The sequence below is a fragment of the Virgibacillus sp. SK37 genome (genome assembly GCF_000725285.1).
Taxonomy (GTDB): Bacteria; Bacillota; Bacilli; order Bacillales; family Amphibacillaceae; genus Virgibacillus_Q.
Map to the genome: position 1 here is coordinate 2,992,018 of NZ_CP007161.1, position 18,777 is coordinate 3,010,794.

Genomic DNA, 18,777 nt, shown 5'->3' on the forward strand with positions numbered 1-18,777 from the left:
CCCATTAACTTGTAATTTTTTAAATGCTTACAGTTAATAAATAACATTTCTTCTATATTAGATGGATAAAACGATTTTAATTCTGGATGGATCAAAAGTGATATAGGTACCATTTACTTCAGTGACATCGACACCTAATTCTTTTATATTCGTTACTACTTTCCTACGTTCTTCCTCACTCCCTAAAACAAGCGTGAAGTGTTCCAGACCAACACTATTGGTTGGAGGAGGGGGTGCACCTTCTCCATTCCAAGTATTGACACCGATATGATGATGGTACTTCCCCGATGAAAGAAATAATGCTTGTCTACCAAATCGGTTTACTACCTCAAAACCAAGACCATTGACATAAAAGGCTTCGGTCTTTTTGAGTTCAGAAACATGCAAATGAATATGCCCCATTACTGTTTCTTTAGGCATTGCTTTCCATTTTTCTGATGTCACATGTGTTAGCAGTTGTTCAAAGTTTAACGGATCAACTGCCATCGCTACTTCGCCCTGCTCCCATCTCCATTCAGAAGGGCTACGGTCAATATAAATTTCAATCTCGTTTCCATCTGGATCATGTAGATAGATAGCTTCACTTACAAGATGATCTGAAGCCCCAAAGCGAATATTGTTTTCGGTCAAATGAACTACTATATTGGCCAAATCTGCTTTTGTTGGTAAAAGAATAGCGAAATGATACAAACCAGTTGTTCTTCCTTGTTTTGGTATAATATCTTCTGGCTGTACAAGTGATAAAATACTGGTTTTGCCATCTGTTGTAAGCTTTACTTCTCTTTTCGTTTTTTCTAATATGCCGAACCCAAGTACGTCCCGGTAGAAATTTATAGCGCGTTCTAGTTTTTCCACTTTAATTTTCACATGTCCTACAAATTGAATTGGTTTATTATGAAAGCTCATCCTATATCCCCCTCGTTAAAGTCAAATTCCAGCAAAATATACTACTTACTATTTTAATTTAACTTACTTTATGTAACTAAGTTTATTTTTATTATCTAGTTTTGTCAAGTTACTTGTTTTATTTTAGATATCGGTATATGGTACAATACTAGTAAGAGAGGTGTAAATATTTAATGAAACAACAAGCTATTTGCCCAAAATTTGAAAAAGCTATCTCTTTACTTAGTCGGAGATGGACAGCTCTTGTTATTTACCAACTATTATTGGGAACGCAACGATTTAATGAAATTCAATCAGCAATAGGGATAAGTGGAAAAGTCTTATCCGAACGATTAAAAGAATTAGAGCAGCAAGGAATTGTTATACGTGAGGTTATTCCTGCCACGCCTGTAGTTATTGAATATTCGTTAACAGAAAAAGGGCAGTCCATGGAACCTATTTTGCATTCCATTGAAAGCTGGTCTCAGCAGTGGATGAGAACTGAGCTTGATTGAAATCCAATGAGTAAGAGGATAAATTCTTGTAAATTAGTTAAACTTTGAAGTAAAAGTATATGTAAAAGCAGTGAAAATCAAAACCACCAGTGTGAACTGGTGGTTTGCTCTGCGGCTGAAAGCCTATATTACCGGCCTCGGCCTTAAAGGCCCACTGAATGATTTCCCTTTTGCACCACACTCACTCACTGATTCTAAAAGAATCTCTTATTTTTTCTTCTTATTTTTCTCTCCCGTGAACGGGTCAAATTCTTCAAATAATGTTAACTGATCACTCATGTAGTCCTCTTTAAGCTGATTTCTAATATATTCTTGAATTTGATTTTTATTTCTGCCCACTGTATCTACAAAGTAGCCTCGACACCAAAATCTGCGATTACCATATCTATACTTTAAATTAGCGTGGCGATCGAATATCATTAAACTACTTTTGCCCTTTAGGTAGCCCATGAACTGAGATACACTTAGTTTTGGTGGAATGCTTACTAACATATGAATGTGATCTTTGCATGCATTTGCCTCGTGTATCTCAACCCCTTTTCTTTCACAAAGCTCTCTTACTATTTCTCCGATGCTTTTTTATATTTTCCGTAAATAATTTGTCTTCTATATTTTGGTGCAAAAACTATGTGGAACTTACATCTCCACTGTGTATGTGCTAAACTATTCTTGTCCTGGATTGGATATGCCTCCTTCTTTGATGAGATTTGGTGGTCGGGAAACCAACCTTATCTTACCATGTAGAGAGGCTTTTTTTGTCCCCACGCTAGAAGCTCTATGGAACCCCCGGCATAGCCAGGGGTTTTCAAAGACCACAAAAAAACTGGAAGGCCGCACCTTCCAGTTTTCCAGCAATCCTACTTAGCATCTCGGACACAGCGAAATCCTAAATTTCCTGTGGAGCTATCCACAGTATTGGAGCTCCTTGCTGCAACGCGGTACCGATTACAATAGGAATAGTGGCACAAGTACGACCCGCCCCGCATTGCTTTTGGTGCTTGTGGGTCTACTTTTGGTGATAGATTCAAAGACTTATCAAACCAGTTAGAACACCATTCCCACACATTTCCGGCCATATTATATAATCCGTATCCGTTCGGCGGGAAGGATTCCACCGGCGCGGTACCCAGGTACCCATCTTCCTCTGTATTGGTACGCGGGAAATTCCCCTGCCATATATTGCAATAATGCTCCCCGTTTGGGTGTAACTCATCGCCCCAAACATATTTTTTCTGTTCCAAACCGCCTCTGGCTGCAAATTCCCATTCCTTTTCTGTTGGCAGCCGCTTCCCAGCCCAATCACAAAAAGCTTTTGCGTCATTCCAGGAAACATGGATAACCGGATGCTCCATTCGTTCCTCGACACTTGAGCCTTCGCCCTCCGGCTGAAACCAGTATGCTTTCTCAACAGCAAACCACCATGGTGTCCCTTGTGGCTGCTGGAATTTTTTCTGCTGCTCCTGGGATAAAAATTTATAAAAAACAAAGGACCAGCCATAGTTTTCAGCATCTGTCACATAACCTGTTTCATCAATAAACTGCTTGAATTCTCTGTTGCTAACAGAGGTTTTATCTATGTAAAAGGGCTTTACATTCACCTTTCTTATCGGTCCCTCGTTATCAGCAGAAAAACCGTCCCTGTCTTCCGTTCCCATTAAAAATTCTCCGCCAGATAGATAAACCATTTTCTCTTTAAACTTAATTCCGTCTGTATTTTTCAAAGTCGCTTGCTGATTCACTGTGCCTTCCTTCGCAATACTGCCTCTGCTGGCCGAACAACAAGAAGGTTTTGTTGTATGATTACTGTGCATCAAAATGTCAGCTCCTTATTTTTCAAAAAATCTTAATTTGAGCCTATTATAGGGTGATCACTAAATTTTGTCTATATGCCGAGCAGATCGTTGATTTTCAATTGGACATTTCCTCCATTAGAAACGCTTCAAAATTTCTTTGCACTTCTCGCTTAAATCGCTGCCCTTTCTCTACGATCCAAAAATCTCTCACCAAATGAAAATCTTTAACTGAAATTTCCCGTAACACCTCATATTTCAATTCCTTTTGCACTGTCAGTCTTGGCAGGATGCTTGTCCCAAGGTTTGCCTCAACTGCACTTTTAATTGCCTGCATACTGCCAAGCTCCATCGCATTGTCTATTTTCCCCAGAACATCGCATTCCCTTAACGCTTCTTCTACAATGGATCTGGTGCCTGATTCCTTTTCACGCCAAATCATCTTTTCTTCGGGAATATCTTGTAAACTTATTTCCTTTTTTTCTCCCCAACGATGATTGTACGAGGTAACTAGAATTAATTCATCCTCGGCAAATTTCTGCTTTTTATAAGTATTATTTTGAAACACGCCCTCTACTAATGCCAGATCTATTTCATTAACCTCCAGCTTTTCAAGCATCTGAGGAGTGTTACCAATCGATAAGCTGAATTGCACATCTGGATGTTGCTTTTTAAAATGGCCAATTAACGTAGGTAGTAAATATTCTCCGATTGTAAGACTTGCCCCCACAAGCAACGTCTTCTCTAATTTCCCTAAATGCTCCTGAATAGTTTCATAAGATGACTTGTGTAAAGCAATCATTTCTTTTGCATAGGGGTAGAGCATTTTTCCCGCCACAGTCAAACGCAGCTTTCCCTCGTCCCTGTCAAATAGTATTGTGCCATAGCTGTTTTCCAGCTGGCGAATCTGTCTCGTAACCGCGGGCTGTGACACATAACCTATCCGTGCTGCTTGCGAAATACTCCCCTCTTCTACCACTCGGCAAAACATCCGTAAACTCTCGATATTCAGCGCAAATCCCCCCTGCCTTTTATGGAAAAATTTATTCTTATTAAACATTTTACCATAACAATGGTGTACCCTATTCGTTTCTATTATAGCCTATCAAGAAATTGAATTATCTTTTTTTAATGCACCATGAGAAAATAATAAAAGCATACGTTTGAAGAAAGGCGGTCAACACAATGGACATCATGACAGGACTTTTGCTTTTGATTATCGGCATAATCGCAGGAGGCTATGGAACAATTGTCGGAGCGGGAGGCGGTTTTATTTTTGTGCCGGCATTATTAATTCTTCTGGATATGGACCCAGTGATTGCGGCTGGTTCAGGCTTAGTAATCGTTCTAATCAATTCTTTTACAGGCGTACTTGGCTATGCCAAGCAAAAGAAAATCAACTATAAAATCGCTTTAACCATCGGAATCAGTGCACTTCCAGGCGCACTATTGGGAGTATGGTTACTGCAAGCTTACTCTTCTCAATACTTTTATGTCATTTTCGCAACAATTTTAGTCGGTCTCGGCATCTTTTTATTCAGTAAAAATTCTCCATGGGAAGGAAAGCTTTTGTCAAAAAAGAAACAACCAGAAAGAAACGCACCCAAAGATGCCTGGTTCATTCCGTTAGGACTTGTTATGGGAATTCTATCAAGCTATCTCGGTATTGGTGGTGGGTGGCTGTTGGTTCCCATTTTAATCTATGTCTTTCATGTGCCAACACACCGTGCAGCAGCTACTTCCATTCTCTCATTATGTTTATATTCGCTCATAGGCGTCCTTTCTCAGCTTTACTACAGCAACATCGACTGGATGACAGTAGTATTTGGAGGGGCAGGCGTGATCCTTGGCGCAAACATTGGTGTATTTCTATCACAGCGGATTCCCGGAAAAGTCATTTTGCAGATGCTTTCCGTCTTGCTGGTGATTATTGGAGTGCGGATGTATTTTCAGTGAGTGGGGGAGTGGAAAGCGTGAGAATGTTCCTTGGCCGAATGGTTGTGTGTCTCATTTGAGTTGATTGCTCTCTCATATTCTGGGCGTAGCTCTCATTTGGAGTGCCTGCTCTCTCATATCCCGGACGTGTCTCTCATTTGAGCTGCCTGCTCTCTCATATTCCGGACGTGTCTCTCATTTGGAATGCCTTCTCTCTCATATTCTGGGCATGTCTCTCATTTGAGCTGCCTGCTCTCTCATACTCCAGGCGTGTCTCTCATTTGAGCTGCCTGCTCTTTCATATCCCGGGCGTGTCTCTCATTTGGAATGCCTTCTCTCTCATATTCTGGGCATGTCTCTCATTTGGAGTGCCTGCTCTCTCATACTCCAGGCGTGTCTCTCATTTGAGCTGCCTGCTCTCTCATATCCCGGGCGTGTCTCTCATTTGGAATGCCTTCTCTCTCATATTCTGGGCATGTCTCTCATTTGGAGTGCCTGCTCTCTCATACTCCAGGCGTGTCTCTCATTTGAGCTGCCTGCTCTCTCATATCCCGGGCGTGTCTCTCATTTGGAATGCCTTCTCTCTCATATTCTGGGCATGTCTCTCATTTGGAGTGCCCGATCTCTCATATTCTGGGCGTGTTTCTCATTTTGGAAGTGTTCTTCTTTTTTCAATAAAGAAAAAAGCCGAAGCCATCGACTTCGACTTTCTCCCAATAGAACAACAGCCTTACAAAGCCATTTCCGTTCTTGCTGGTTCTGTTTTTACAATAATTTCTCCATTACGAATAGAATAGAGTACAGGTGCTTGCGTACGGATTGCTTCGTATTCTGAATCGGAATCAATGACAATTAAATTCGCTTGATTACCTTCTTTCACACCATACTTCTCCATTATATCAAGGGTTCTAGCTCCATTTGTCGTTACCAGATCTAGTGCCTTCACAATATTGTCATGGTCTGTCATATGACAAGCATGCAAACCAACATCCACCACAGGCATCAAATTACCATCGCCTAATGGGTACCATGGATCTTTAATGGAATCGAGTCCGAAACAAACATTAATTCCTTCATTCAACATTTCCTTCACACGTGTGAGTCCACGTCGTACTGGATGACTGTCAAAGCGACCTTGCAGATGCAAATTGGCTTTTGGCAAGGCAATAAAATGCACGCCTGCTTTTTTCAGTGTCTGGAACAATTTATAGGTATAGGCATTACTGTAGGAAGCCATTGCGGTTGTATGACTTGCGGTAACTAGATGCCCCATATTCCTTTTAAGCGCCTCTGCTGCCAGTACCTCCAAATATCTGGATTGATCATCGTCAATCTCATCACAATGGATATCCACTAGCTTGCCAAACTCTTCTGCGAGATCCAACGCGCATATAACGGACCGTACCCCATCTTCCCGAGTCGGCTCATAATGCGGAATGCCACCAACGACATCTGCACCCATTTCAAGCGCCTTGCGTAATAGGGATTCTCCTTCCGGTTTGCTGTAGAGCCCCTCTTGAGGCAAGGCTACAATTTGAATGTCCATATATTTTTTGACTTCTTCTTTTACTTCCAGAAGTGCCTCTAAGCCTTTCAATGTTGGATCACTAACATCCACATGTGTTCTTACATGTTGAATGCCATGCTTCATCTGCATCCGAACTGCTTCCATGGCACGCTTCTTTATATCCTCTTTTGTTTCTTTTACGATCTGTTTTCTCTCCGACCAGATTTCAATCCCCTCAAATACAGAGCCTGATTGATTCCATCTCGGCGTACCTGCTGTAAGCACATAATCAAGGTGGATATGTGGCTCGACATAAGGCGGCAGCACAATCTTGCCATCTAAATCAATTACTTCTTCATCCTCAGCTTTGCTCTCTGTAGTTTGACTGATCTGTTGGATATTTCCATTCGTAATTAAAATATCCCATTTTCCGTCCTGCTTGTATAATTTGGCATTTTTCAAAAGCATTTTCGATCACCTTTCTGTAACATATATCATGTATATGATAGCAAAACATGGGATATATAACATACAAAAGGATCTTTAAAATTCATTCAAATTAAAAGGGAAGAGTAAAATTATTTTTTGCGAATAACCTAACCTACTGTTATATAGCCAAGCATAAAGCAAGCCCTCATCTAACTATTAGATAAGGGCTTGCTTATGTTTACTTAATGTGAACGTATCGACATCTACCCCTATATCCGAGTGGATAAAAACTGATCTTTAAACTTTTCAGAAGTTAGAATTCTGCAGATTGTCTTATAAAGAACGTTGATACCTTTCTCAATATCCTCCCAGGGAGTATACTCTTCTTCACAATGACTTTTCCCTCCAATACTAGGCACGAAAATCATAGCTGTATCAGCGACCGTGTTCAAATACATAGCGTCATGTCCTGCTCCGCTGGTTATTCTCTGATAGGGTACCTTACTTTCCGCTGAAACTTCTTCTATAATATTAGTGATCCATGGAGCAAAGGAAACTGGAGAATGTGTTTTGATTTCCTGGATAGTACAATTCAAGGAATCCCTCTGAACACAATCCTTTATTAGTTCCTGTATTTCATTCATATAAAAATGGAATTGTTCCTTATTTCTATCTCTGACATCAAGTGTAAAAACAACTTTTCCAGGTACCGCATTGATGATCCCGGGCTCTGCACGGATGGTACCTATAGTAGCGACCGTTCCATCCTCTTTCTCTTCAGCCCACTTTTGTATTGTTTGAATCGTTGTAGCAGTAGTTGAAAGAGCATCCTTACGTAGTTCCATCGGCGTCGAACCAGAATGATTGGTTTCCCCAGTTACTGTAACTTCCAGCCAAGAAAATCCTGAAATACCTTCTACAATTCCAATAGCCTTATTATTCGTTTCCAGTACAGGCCCTTGCTCTATGTGAAATTCAATGAAGGTACCAACATTCTTTAATCTATTTTCCTCTTTACCAAGATAGCCAATTCTTTCTAACTCTTCATAAAAAATAAAGTTATCATTATCTTTACGACTATAGGTATAATCTTTTGGGAATTGGTTCGTTACAGCACCACTTCCTAGCATTTGTGGTGTAAAGCGAGCTCCTTCTTCATTTGTGAAGGATACAATCTCAATAGGATTCTCATGTTCGACATTATTTTCTATAAGAGATTCTACTACTTCCAGTCCAGCCAACACGCCCAGTACTCCATCAAAACGTCCGCCCTTGGGAACAGAATCCAAATGAGATCCCATCATTACTACGGGAGCTTCTGGGTTGCTCCCTTTTTTTCGACCATAGATATTTCCAAAATCATCGATCCGTACATCCAATTTTAACTCCTTCATCCATTTGACAAAAAGGTCTCTGCCCTTTTTATCCTCCTGTGACAAGGCTAGTCTTGTTACTCCGTTATTTTCTGTCCCTCCTATTTCAGCCATCCGTAGTATGCGATTCTTTAAGCGCTCTAAGCGAATCATTGACAATCAACCCCCGTTTAATTTAGTTGAACTTTCTCCCGAGTAAAAACAATTTCTCCTCCAATAAATGTTTTTTCTACTTGAATATCTTTTATTAATGTTTTATTAATCTTAGTAGGATCTTGGTCAAGAACAGCAAAGTCAGCTCTTTTTCCAACTTCAATGCTTCCAGCTACGTCTTCTTCAAAATTTAGTTTGGCTCCATAAATTGTCATACTACGTAATGCTTCTTCCACTGTTATAACTTGATGCTCACCAATAATGTCGCCCTCTCTAGTTAACCGATTTACTGCCACCCATATAGAGAATAAAGGGGAAATCGGTGTGATCGGGCAATCGGAATGGAGTGTGTATAGGATTTCCCTGATCCTAGCGTCTTCAAGTCTATTCATATGCTCGGCTCTATTCGGTCCCAAAAATAATCGTTTGTGTCTATCACCCCAAAAATAGATATGATTTATAAAAAAGGAAGCTGCAATCCCCAATTCTTTTATTTGATCCAAATCCTCATCTGTAGCAGTTTGCACATGTTCGATCCTGTGGCGGTGATCTATATGTGGAAAATGATTTAGTGCAGTTTTATATGCTTCAATTATAGAGGCAATAGCTCTATCCCCATTACCATGAGTTGCAATACGATAACCCTTATAGTGCAGTTCGGTTATTTCTTTATTTAATTTTTCCTGTTCATGTAATAATTCACCAGTATGTTCTGGTTCACAGTAGTAAGGTTCTCTAAGTGCGCCTGTGAGCCCTTGGATAGAACCATCTTGAAAAAACTTTGCGCTATCTAAATGTGCTTTACCTAAGGAACGTTGCTTAATTTCTTCATTTAATTGATTAGCATTATAATTTTTAAAAATACCATTTTTGTCTAATAAATGATGAAGTACCATGAATCGCATTCGAATAGGATTCAAGTTTCTTTCTACCGCCATCAAATGAGCATCCAATTCTTTCACCCCAAAATCAAGACCAACTCCAGCATCCGTGCTTGTAGTAATTCCTTGTGCAAGGTAATCCGTGGAAGCTTCCCCTATGTAGTTGGCAAGTTCTTCTGTGGTAGGTACCGGAATGGCTGCCTGCATCGGTTCCAATGCAGGTAATTCATGCAAAACACCATCTAGGTTCCCTTCCTCATCACGTCCAAAAAATCCTGCTACCGGATCTTCTGTTTGCTCATCGATACCTGCTAATTTTAGGGCCAGTGAATTCGCTACACCAAAATGAACCGATGTATGCCGTATAAAAACAGGTTTATCCGGCACCACCTTATCTAACTCCTTACGTGTTGGATGACGTTGTTCTTTTAAAAGAGTATTATCATACCCCCAGCCTAAAACCCACTCGTCATCACTCGTACTTTCAGCAAGATTTTTAATTCTTTTTAGAATTTCCTCTATAGAGTGATTTGGTGGCGTGCTACAATTTGCTTGTTTTCTAAACAACGAATACATTAAAAGATGATTATGTGTATCAATAAACCCAGGGATTAAAGTCTTCCCTCTTAAATCAACAATTTCTGGGTTTCTACTAAGATCTATTTCATTATATGGCGGTTCACTATGTGCCCAAATGTTATCTATAACCCCATCTGTCACGGCAAGGGACTTTCCGCGAGTATTATGCTCGTCAAGTGTAATAATATTAGCATTTATAATAATTAGATTAGGCGTAATCATGATGCTCCCTCCTTAAAATCGGTGTCATTCGTTATATTTGCAGATGCTAAGTCTTCCCAGAAGACAGCTTTTATCTGTTCAGTATCATCATGCTTTGTGATTAAACTTACTATTATTAAACTTATTAGAGAAACAAGGAAGCCAAAAACAGTATGGTCTATTTGAAGGTCTAGAAAAGGCCAAATACTTGTAGCTATTAAAGCAAGGAACATACTAGTTAAAACACCAATTTTGGTAACTCTTCTCCAGAACATAATAGCGAGAAAAGGAAAAATAAGCACAGTTGCAGAGAGTCTTAATGCCCACTGGTAAGCAGTTACTATATCTGTTAATAAGTAAGCTACAATTAAACCTAGAACAGAGATGATTATGACAGAAAGCCTGGAAGACAGCATAAGTTGCTTTTGATTAGCATCTTTTCTCATTAGACGCTGGTATAAATCTCTCGTTAAGTTTGAACTACCCTGTAATATGAATGATGTTGAGCCTGTCATTAGTGCAGCTAGAAGGCCGATTAGAACAATTCCACCAATTGCAGGAGTTAATAGTTCAGCAGTTACATAGGAAAATAGTAAATCAGGATCCATATCTAAAGGGACATATTGCCGAGCAATCAATCCAATAGTAAATGGCAGAACTGATATTGCGCCAGCAATGACAAACCCAGTAGCACCTGCTCTTTTTGCCACTTTTTCACTTTTTGATGCAAAAATTCGTTGCCAGGTTGATTGCCACACAAGATAAAATGGGGCTACTGACAATGCATATAAGAGGACTTCCCCAATACCAAATGGGCCTACAACTGATAGGTACTCTGGGGCAGTATTATTTGCGATTTCCCCAAAACCTCCAGCATAAACAATACTAGTAATAAATAATATGACAATACCAACAATTACTATGATGGACTGTATTGCATCTGTAATAATGGTTGCAGGCAATCCACCTAATATTGTAAAGCCAAGAATTAAAACAAAGGAAAGTGCTATCCCCCATTTTGCTTCTAAACCGAGTCCAATTTTAAATATAGTAGACATACCAACAATTTGTAATGCCAGGGTTGGAACAGAATAAATAAAAGCCGATAGTACAGAAGGTATTATTCCAGATTTCCCTCCAAATCGTTCTCCAAACAAATCAGCTAATGTGTATAACTTCTGTCTTCTTAAGGGTGCAGCAAACAGTAGAATTAATAAAAGACAGAAACCGATTCCCGGTAAAGCAAACTTGAAGAAACCTGATATTCCCACTGTGAACCCCATGCCTACCCAACCGATAAACACAGCAGCCCCACACCAAGTACTGATTATGGTTCCAACAATTGACCAATAACCCATATTCCATCCGCCAATCAAGTAATCATCATAGGTTTTCACCTTAAAAAAATAATAAAAACCCATACTAAACATAAAGATAAAATAAATGACCATATAAGCTAAATACCAACCCATAATGTGTTTCCTCCTAATTTTTTGTTTAGGAAAGCGCTTTCTAAAATAAATACCTCATCTTCTACTAACTTCATAATTTTGATTAGTTTCTATTTAACCAAAGTATTATTAATATAGCAATAATAATGTGAATATTTAAGTTATTTGGGAATTTTATTAGGTAGATAATAATTTTCAATAAAGTAGTGATTAGTTTTTGAATATTTTCGTTTGATACTTATCGATATCTATAAAAATGATCTTCCACTATCGTTTTGTCTATATGGACTGTGGGGGCCGATATATCCTGGTACAACTAAAAAAAGCCACAGAATCCATAATAAATTCTGCAGCTTTTTCAGCTTAACCCATTAAATCAATCAATTGCGCCCAAAACATCGAGCAACACTGTCTTAAACTTCTCTCGATCAACTGCTTCACACACGCGTACATTTGGCTTATTTCCGCTTCGATTATTAATATCAACAAGACTGTAGCCACGTGTCAGTTTCCCCTGTGTTTCCACTTCGACATAGTAATCCGTTGCCTTCGTCATAATGCTTTCATCTGCGGCGATGGCTGCAAGCAATGTATCTGGATGGGTAGTCCCTGGCAGACGATGAACTTCCTTGTTAAATTTCATTACTACCTGATTAATATCCATAAAAAATTGCGAGCCTTTTGTGGCAAGTTTTCTAATATCCTCATGATCTGCATCATCCATAATCGAATAATTCACGCACATATCCCATCCTACCATCGTAAGCGGGATGCCGGATTGTAGGACAATATTGGCTGCCTCAGGATCAACGTAAAAGTTATACTCCGCTGCTGCCGTAATGTTTCCTAAGTAATTGTTTGTACCACCCATAATGTAAATATGAGGGATATCCTTGATAATAGATGGTTCCTTTTTAATTGCCATTGCAATATTCGTTAAAGGAGCGATCGCCAATAATTCAATCTCTCCGGGATTTTTCTTCACTGTATCGATAATAAAATCGATGGCATGGCCAGCTTCAGGAAGCTGTTTTGCTTTTTCAAAAAAAGCATCTCCCATTCCATCCTTACCGTGCACATCCTCTACTGTGCGATGCTGATGCATGCCTGTAGCGTTGAGTGGTCTTTCTAGTCCCTTATAGACAGGAACATAGCTCTCTGGATTGGCGACTTGAATCGTATAAAGCGCATTTTCTACCTCTTGATCAAAATCAACATTGCCAGCCGTAATCGTTACACCCTCCACCTGAAAATGATGGAGTGTAGTTAATAGGGCGATTGTGTCATCCCCTGCTGTATCTGTATCGATAATTACACGTCTCAATTTATCCACCTCTTTGTTCATTTTACAAAACTACTTCTTACAATTGCCTGCAACAAAATTCTGGATCAACTCAAGCTGTTCGTCTGTCGGTTCGCTCTTTCTAGCTAGCTTAAAAGCTTCCACTGCTTTTTCGAGTAAAGCTTCCCTTCCAACAATCTCCCCGATAGCTACAAGATCGTCAAGGAAATTCCATAGCTCAGCATGAGTTTTCGGAGGCTGATGCCCAAGCACATAATGCTCCACATCATATTTCTTAATTTTTGCTAATAAGGTCTGTACTTCTTTTAAATCATAGCTCCATTCGCCACTATAAAAATCTTGATAAAGACAATCAGCTAAAAACATGATTTTTTCTTCCGGAATATAGACAATGGACGAATCTCGCGCATGCTCTCCACCGACATGTTCTACCACACAGGTAATGCCACCAAGGTCGATCTGTATTTGGTCCTGAAAAGATATTTCGGGCACACGCAGTTCCAGATCACCCCGGACAGGCATCTCCCGCTTTATCATGTCACGGCAAAATTCTATCTCTTCCCCAGTCTCCACACGAGCATCAAGAGAAGCATCATCCCACTTCAACGTTTTTAGATATGCCACCTTCTTCTTAGTATCATGATGACTGATTGTAGTCCGATCCATTGTTTTCACACCAAAAATATGATCCCAATGCCAATGCGTTAGAATTACATATTCAAGCGGAGCAATGTCCATTTTTTCAGCCAAATTCAGAAAATCCTTCGCATGTGCAGGAGAATTACCGGCGTCAATTGCCACACTAAAATTCTCCCCACAAATTAACCCCAATGCCGGTCGATCTGTCTCCGAATAATGGGGCATATAATAAACATTCGTTGCCAGTTTTTTTAACATGTTGTTACCCTCTTTCCTATATGTCTAAATTTGCAGTTCAGGTATCAAAGCTAAGCCTATTTTTCGCTTTCTTTATTCTACATGATCGAATGGAGATAGGAAATGAAATTGTGTAGGAAGATCACAAAGGAGATAAAGTAACAACAATAATCACAGCATACAGTTATTTTCACCCCTCCCTCCCGCATATCATAAAATAAATGGAAAGCAGATCTCTAAATTTCACAAAGTGGGATGTGCCAACATGGAAAATGACTTTAGTCAACACGCTCGTTTTCAAAATCTGCAGGAAGATCATATGACGTTTGATCAGGTGTTTGAACATATTGTCAGCTTTATGCGTGCACGACCTGCCGGGAATTACCGTCTGATTGTCGGAACAGATTCCCAAATTCATCCACAGAAAACCATTTTCATTACAGGAATTGTCATCCGCAATAAAGGAAAAGGTGTGTGGGCATGTATACGAAAAGTAACTGTTCCACGGAAGATGCTGCATTTGCATGAGCGAATTTCCTATGAGACCTCATTATCAGAGGAGGTTGTCTCCCTCTTTACCGAAGAAAGAAAAAGGCAGCTTATCGATATTGTTCTCCCACATATTTACCAAGGAGCCTCTTTCACCATGGAAGGACATATCGATATCGGTGCTGGTAAAAAGAACAAAACAAGAAAATTCGTTCAGGAAATGGTAACTAGATTGGAAGCAACCGGTGTGGAGCCAAAAATTAAGCCTGATGCTTTCGTAGCATCAAGCTATGCCAATCGCTACACAAAATAATATAGCCAGTACGGCGGCAATCAGGAATGGATATAGTTTAGGAGAAGTTTCTCTCTAAATTGTATCCGTTTTTTGTTTGTAAAATGTGAATGGTGGTAAACAGTACATGACTTAGAAAAACGGAGTGATGGACAAGCACGGAAATTCCTACGTGAGAATCCGGAAAGTGAAGTTTCTTCCAGAACGGTATAAATAAGCTATTTTACATGAACGAAAAAATACGCTAAGCCTCACCTTATTTTATCAGGATGACACACCTCGCCCCCTAAACCAAAATTCTTGCTTCACCTTCCCTCCTTTGTTAAACTACGATAGTTCACTTATGAAACTATTCACCTAATGAACTATAAATGGAGGTGTACTTAATTGGATTTACTTGAGCTGATTAATCGGTATCAGGATGCAATGAATACCATTAATCGCAATGTTAATTTAATACTTAAAGAAAAAATCCATACAGAAATAACGACAGAGCAATTTCCAACACTGCAATATATTCAAAAAAACGAGCAATGTACCAGCTCAGAAATTGCTGCATTTCTTGGTGTTGGAAAAAGCGCCATTACCGCGCAAATTAATCGATTAGATGAGAAAGGCTTAATTATAAGAAATCGCGATAAGCAGGATAGGCGCATTGTGTATCTCCAATTAACGGAAAAAGGGAATGAACTTGTCGATTACACAAAGAACAATCTAACAGAAGAAATTGGCACCTATCTTGGCAATTTTAATGAAGAAGAAATTCTTACCTTCATCCATGCATTGGAAAAACTAGCACATGTTATGGCAACAGAGAAGAAAGGAGATTAGAAATGAAACAGATTATTCGATTTCGCTGGTTGATTGCTGCATTTTGGGTAATTGCGGCAGCCGGTTTATTCATATTTTCACCAAATCTTCAGGAATTGGTCGCAGATAAAGGACAAATCTCTGTTCCTGAGGGTTCCCCTTCCGATGAGGCACAGGACTTAATCGACCAAATGTCCAAGGATAGCGGGCAAGAAAACGCCAGTTCTGTACTCGTTTTTCATGATGAAGATAAATTGGATAAAGCAGATAAAGAAGAGATACAACAAGTCATTAAAGAGCTTAAGGAGAAGAAAGACGACCTTGGAATTAGTAATTTGCTTAACTTCAATGAAAGTAAAGAAATAAAGGAACAAACTGTTTCCGAGGATAACCAAACCATTCTGGTACCTTTCGACATTTCCTTGGAAAATAAAGACATTGATCAAGCACGTGAAAAAATTTATGAAATCGCAGACGATACTTCCATTGATCATTACGTGACAGGACAACAATACATTGAACAAGACATCGTAAAAAACTCCCAAGAAGGATTAAAACGAACCGAGATTATTACTGTTGGCTTGATTTTAATTATCTTGTTTATTGTATTTAAATCTTTTGTTGCACCATTTATTCCATTACTAACTGTTGGAATCAGTTATCTGGCTGCACAGGGGATTGTGGCGATCTTAGCAGATACGGTCAACTTCCCACTCTCGACGTTTACACAGATTTTCATGGTTGCAGTCATGTTTGGGATTGGGACCGACTACTGTATTCTATTGATCAGCCGCTTCAAAGAGGAGATGGCAGAACATGAGTCAACGAAGGATGCAGTAATAGCAACATATAAATCAGGTGGTAAAACGATCTTTTTTGCCGGATTAGCCGTATTAATCGGATTCTCTACGATCGGATTATCAACATTTTCACTCTATCAGTCCGCTGTAGCCGTGGCTGTTGGTGTGGCGATCGTATTACTCGCTCTCTCTACCCTCGTGCCATTTTTCCTTGTCGTTTTAGGCAAGAAATTATTTTGGCCATTTCATAAAAATGCAGCACATAAAGAAAGTAAACTTTGGGGGACTGCAGGAGCTTTCGCCTGGAAAAGACCGATTATCTCGTTAATCATTGTCGCCATTATTACTGTACCGGCAATGCTAACATATAGTGGTGATAAATCGTATAACTCCTTAGAGGAAATCGGTGATAGCTATGATTCTGTGAAAGGATTTAATTTAATCGCTGATAGCTTTGGCCCAGGCCAAACCATGCCTACGACGGTTGTATTTAAAACAGATCAAGCCGTCGATTCCCAGCAGGATTACCAGGATATCGCAAAGATAACGCAACGGATTGCGGAGATGGACGGAGTAAAACAGGTCCGTAGTGCAACACGTCCAACTGGTGAGGTTATTGATGATTTTCTATTAATCAATCAAACTGAAAAACTGGCAGATGGCATTGGGGAGAGTAAAGAAGGACTTCAGGATATCCAAGATGGTCTGGATGAGGCTTCCAAGGAACTCGACAAATCTCAACCACAGCTTCAGGAAGCTGAAAATGGTGTGGATGACCTTATGCAGGGCACACAGGATACCAAAGATGGCATAAGCCAAATGCAAACCGCCCTCTCCGATATTCAAAATGGAATAGAATCAGGAGCACAAGGTGCAGGAGAGATCCAAAAAAATCTGCAAACCATTCAAGGTAACCTAAACCAAACAGTATCTGGCAATAAAGAACTAGTGCAAGGATATCAGCAGCTTGCCAAGCAGCTGCAAAATATTCCTGGTGCAGCTCCACTTGCCAGTTCGATGAATCAACTAAATTCAAATTTACAGCAAACCGTAACTGCACAGGAACAGCTTGCCGGGGGAATTAACCGCTTATCCGGTGCTGTTGGAGAGCTGCAGTCCGGACTGAACCAAGCTGGAAATGGCCAGCAACAGGTTGTTGGTAAAATTCCTGAAGTACAGGAAGGTCTTTCACAAATCTATGGTGGACAAAAAGAATTAAAGCAAGCTTTTGCAGATATGCAAAGTCAATTAAACGAATTATCGAGCGGGCTTCAGGATAGTGTTGAAGGCCTGAAGCAAGTTAACGAAGGATTAACAGGAGTCGAGGACTTCCTAAAGGACTTTAGTGAAAACGGTAATGAGGATTATGTATTTATCCCTCAGGATACGTTAAATGATGAAAGCTTCCAGGAAGGTACAGAGGCATACCTTTCCGAGGATAAAAAAATCACTAAATTTGAAGTCATTCTCAGTGATAATCCATATTCAACGAAAGCAATGAACCAGGTGGAAGATATTAATAACACCGTGGATAGTGCAAGAAAGGAAACAATGTTTGCAGACAGTGATCAGAAAATTGGCGGGGTCAGCAGTACGAATAATGACCTGCAACATATCTCCAACGAGGATTACACACGGACAGCCATCCTGATGATCGCCGGGATTTTCATTATCCTTGTCATGATGCTGCGTTCACTCGTGATGCCTTTATATTTAATTGGCTCACTGATTATAACTTATATTACTTCCATGGCATTTTCGGAGTTCATTTTTGTTCATATCTTTAACTACTCCGGACTTACCTGGGCCATACCGTTCTTCGCGTTTGTCATGCTTGTTGCTTTAGGAATTGATTACAGCATCTTCCTTATGGCACGGTTTAACGAATACAAGAATGGCGATATAAAAGAGGCCTTATTTGCAGCAATGCGCAACATGGGAACTGTGATCATTTCAGCAGCAGTCATACTAGGTGGTACATTTGGAGCCATGCTCCCATCTGGTGTACTTTCCCTATTGCAGATTGCTACTGCCGTAATTGCAGGATTATTCCTATACGCCTTCGTCATGCTTCCATTGTTCATTCCGTTAATGGTGCGCATGTTTGGCAAAGCCAACTGGTGGCCATTTAAACGGTAAGAAAAAAGCTGTCTTTTCACTTTAATGAAAAGGCAGCTTTTTTGATTTGGGATAGAATGGTTCTTTTGCTTCTTTATGGCTGATTGTTTTGCTCTTCGGCGGATTAATTTCTCCTCTGGATGATTAATTTCTTCTCCGGATGATTCTTTCATGCTCCGGCTGATTACTTTCTTCTCCGGATGATTACTTTGCTCTCCGGTGGATTAATTTCTCCTCCGGATGATTACTGCACGCTCCGGCGGATTACTTCCTCCTCCGGGTGATTCTTCCGCTCTCCGGCGTATTAATTTCTCCTCCGGCAGATTCTTCCGTGCTCTGGCGGATTACTTTGCGCTCCGGCAGATTCTTCCGCTCTCCGGCAGATTACTT

The 18,777-nt window shown here is 40.0% G+C and carries 14 protein-coding genes and 1 pseudogene; 5 read left to right on the forward strand and 10 right to left on the reverse strand.

Features of this window, described 5'->3' with window-relative positions; all coding sequences use genetic code 11:
* Nucleotides 1–57: 57 nt before the first annotated feature.
* Nucleotides 58–906: a VOC family protein gene (locus X953_RS15040; protein ID WP_040956320.1), complete on the reverse strand. Its 849-nt coding sequence runs from the start codon at nucleotides 904–906 to the stop codon at nucleotides 58–60.
* A 173-nt stretch (nucleotides 907–1,079) separates the two neighbouring features.
* Here X953_RS15040 and X953_RS15045 point away from each other — a divergent pair, with 173 nt between their 5' ends.
* On the forward strand, nucleotides 1,080–1,400 hold the full coding sequence (locus tag X953_RS15045) for a helix-turn-helix domain-containing protein (protein ID WP_019375918.1): 321 nt from the start codon (nucleotides 1,080–1,082) through the stop codon (nucleotides 1,398–1,400).
* A gap of 207 nt (nucleotides 1,401–1,607) precedes the next feature.
* Here the strand turns inward: X953_RS15045 and tnpA are convergent.
* The 3 genes and pseudogenes from tnpA to X953_RS15060 all read right to left on the reverse strand — a co-directional run bounded on the left by tnpA (nucleotide 1,608) and on the right by X953_RS15060 (nucleotide 4,181).
* A pseudogene (gene tnpA, locus X953_RS15050) lies at nucleotides 1,608–2,080 on the reverse strand (IS200/IS605 family transposase).
* A gap of 177 nt (nucleotides 2,081–2,257) precedes the next feature.
* Complete coding sequence (locus X953_RS15055) at nucleotides 2,258–3,211, reverse strand: formylglycine-generating enzyme family protein (protein WP_040956321.1); 954 nt, start codon at nucleotides 3,209–3,211, stop codon at nucleotides 2,258–2,260.
* 97 nt (nucleotides 3,212–3,308) lie between these two features.
* Nucleotides 3,309–4,181: a LysR family transcriptional regulator gene (locus X953_RS15060; RefSeq protein ID WP_077358621.1), complete on the reverse strand. Its 873-nt coding sequence runs from the start codon at nucleotides 4,179–4,181 to the stop codon at nucleotides 3,309–3,311.
* A gap of 194 nt (nucleotides 4,182–4,375) precedes the next feature.
* Between X953_RS15060 and X953_RS15065 the strand changes: the two genes are divergently transcribed.
* A complete protein-coding gene (locus X953_RS15065; protein ID WP_040956322.1) occupies nucleotides 4,376–5,146 on the forward strand; it encodes a sulfite exporter TauE/SafE family protein in 771 nt (256 codons plus the stop codon).
* Nucleotides 5,147–5,855: 709 nt separating this feature from the next.
* Here X953_RS15065 and codA read toward each other — a convergent pair.
* The 6 genes from codA to X953_RS15095 all read right to left on the reverse strand — a co-directional run bounded on the left by codA (nucleotide 5,856) and on the right by X953_RS15095 (nucleotide 13,899).
* Nucleotides 5,856–7,100 (reverse strand): cytosine deaminase, encoded by a 1,245-nt coding sequence (codA, locus tag X953_RS15070; protein ID WP_040956323.1) that lies wholly within the window; start codon nucleotides 7,098–7,100, stop codon nucleotides 5,856–5,858.
* A gap of 230 nt (nucleotides 7,101–7,330) precedes the next feature.
* On the reverse strand, nucleotides 7,331–8,587 hold the full coding sequence (locus X953_RS15075) for a Zn-dependent hydrolase (RefSeq protein WP_052350157.1): 1,257 nt from the start codon (nucleotides 8,585–8,587) through the stop codon (nucleotides 7,331–7,333).
* 17 nt (nucleotides 8,588–8,604) lie between these two features.
* A complete protein-coding gene (locus X953_RS15080; RefSeq protein ID WP_040956325.1) occupies nucleotides 8,605–10,269 on the reverse strand; it encodes an amidohydrolase in 1,665 nt (554 codons plus the stop codon).
* Nucleotides 10,266–11,720, reverse strand: a complete 1,455-nt coding sequence (locus tag X953_RS15085) for a sodium:solute symporter (protein WP_040956326.1) — start codon at nucleotides 11,718–11,720, stop codon at nucleotides 10,266–10,268. Before X953_RS15085 ends, X953_RS15080 begins: the two co-directional genes overlap by 4 nt.
* A gap of 355 nt (nucleotides 11,721–12,075) precedes the next feature.
* A complete protein-coding gene (locus X953_RS15090; protein ID WP_369792704.1) occupies nucleotides 12,076–13,023 on the reverse strand; it encodes a nucleoside hydrolase in 948 nt (315 codons plus the stop codon).
* A 30-nt stretch (nucleotides 13,024–13,053) separates the two neighbouring features.
* The gene (locus X953_RS15095) at nucleotides 13,054–13,899 is read right to left on the reverse strand and encodes an MBL fold metallo-hydrolase (RefSeq protein WP_040956327.1); all 846 of its coding nucleotides are present in this window, start codon (nucleotides 13,897–13,899) and stop codon (nucleotides 13,054–13,056) included.
* Nucleotides 13,900–14,143: 244 nt separating this feature from the next.
* On the opposite strand from X953_RS15095, the gene X953_RS15100 reads away from it, so the two are divergent.
* From X953_RS15100 to X953_RS15110, 3 genes are all read left to right on the forward strand, one after another.
* On the forward strand, nucleotides 14,144–14,680 hold the full coding sequence (locus X953_RS15100; protein WP_040956328.1) for a ribonuclease H-like YkuK family protein: 537 nt from the start codon (nucleotides 14,144–14,146) through the stop codon (nucleotides 14,678–14,680).
* 366 nt (nucleotides 14,681–15,046) lie between these two features.
* Nucleotides 15,047–15,490, forward strand: coding sequence for a MarR family winged helix-turn-helix transcriptional regulator (locus X953_RS15105; protein ID WP_040956329.1), 444 nt, complete (start codon nucleotides 15,047–15,049; stop codon nucleotides 15,488–15,490).
* A gap of 2 nt (nucleotides 15,491–15,492) precedes the next feature.
* Entirely contained in the window at nucleotides 15,493–18,408 is a 2,916-nt protein-coding gene (locus tag X953_RS15110; RefSeq protein WP_040956330.1) for an MMPL family transporter, read from the forward strand.
* Nucleotides 18,409–18,777 lie beyond the last annotated feature (369 nt).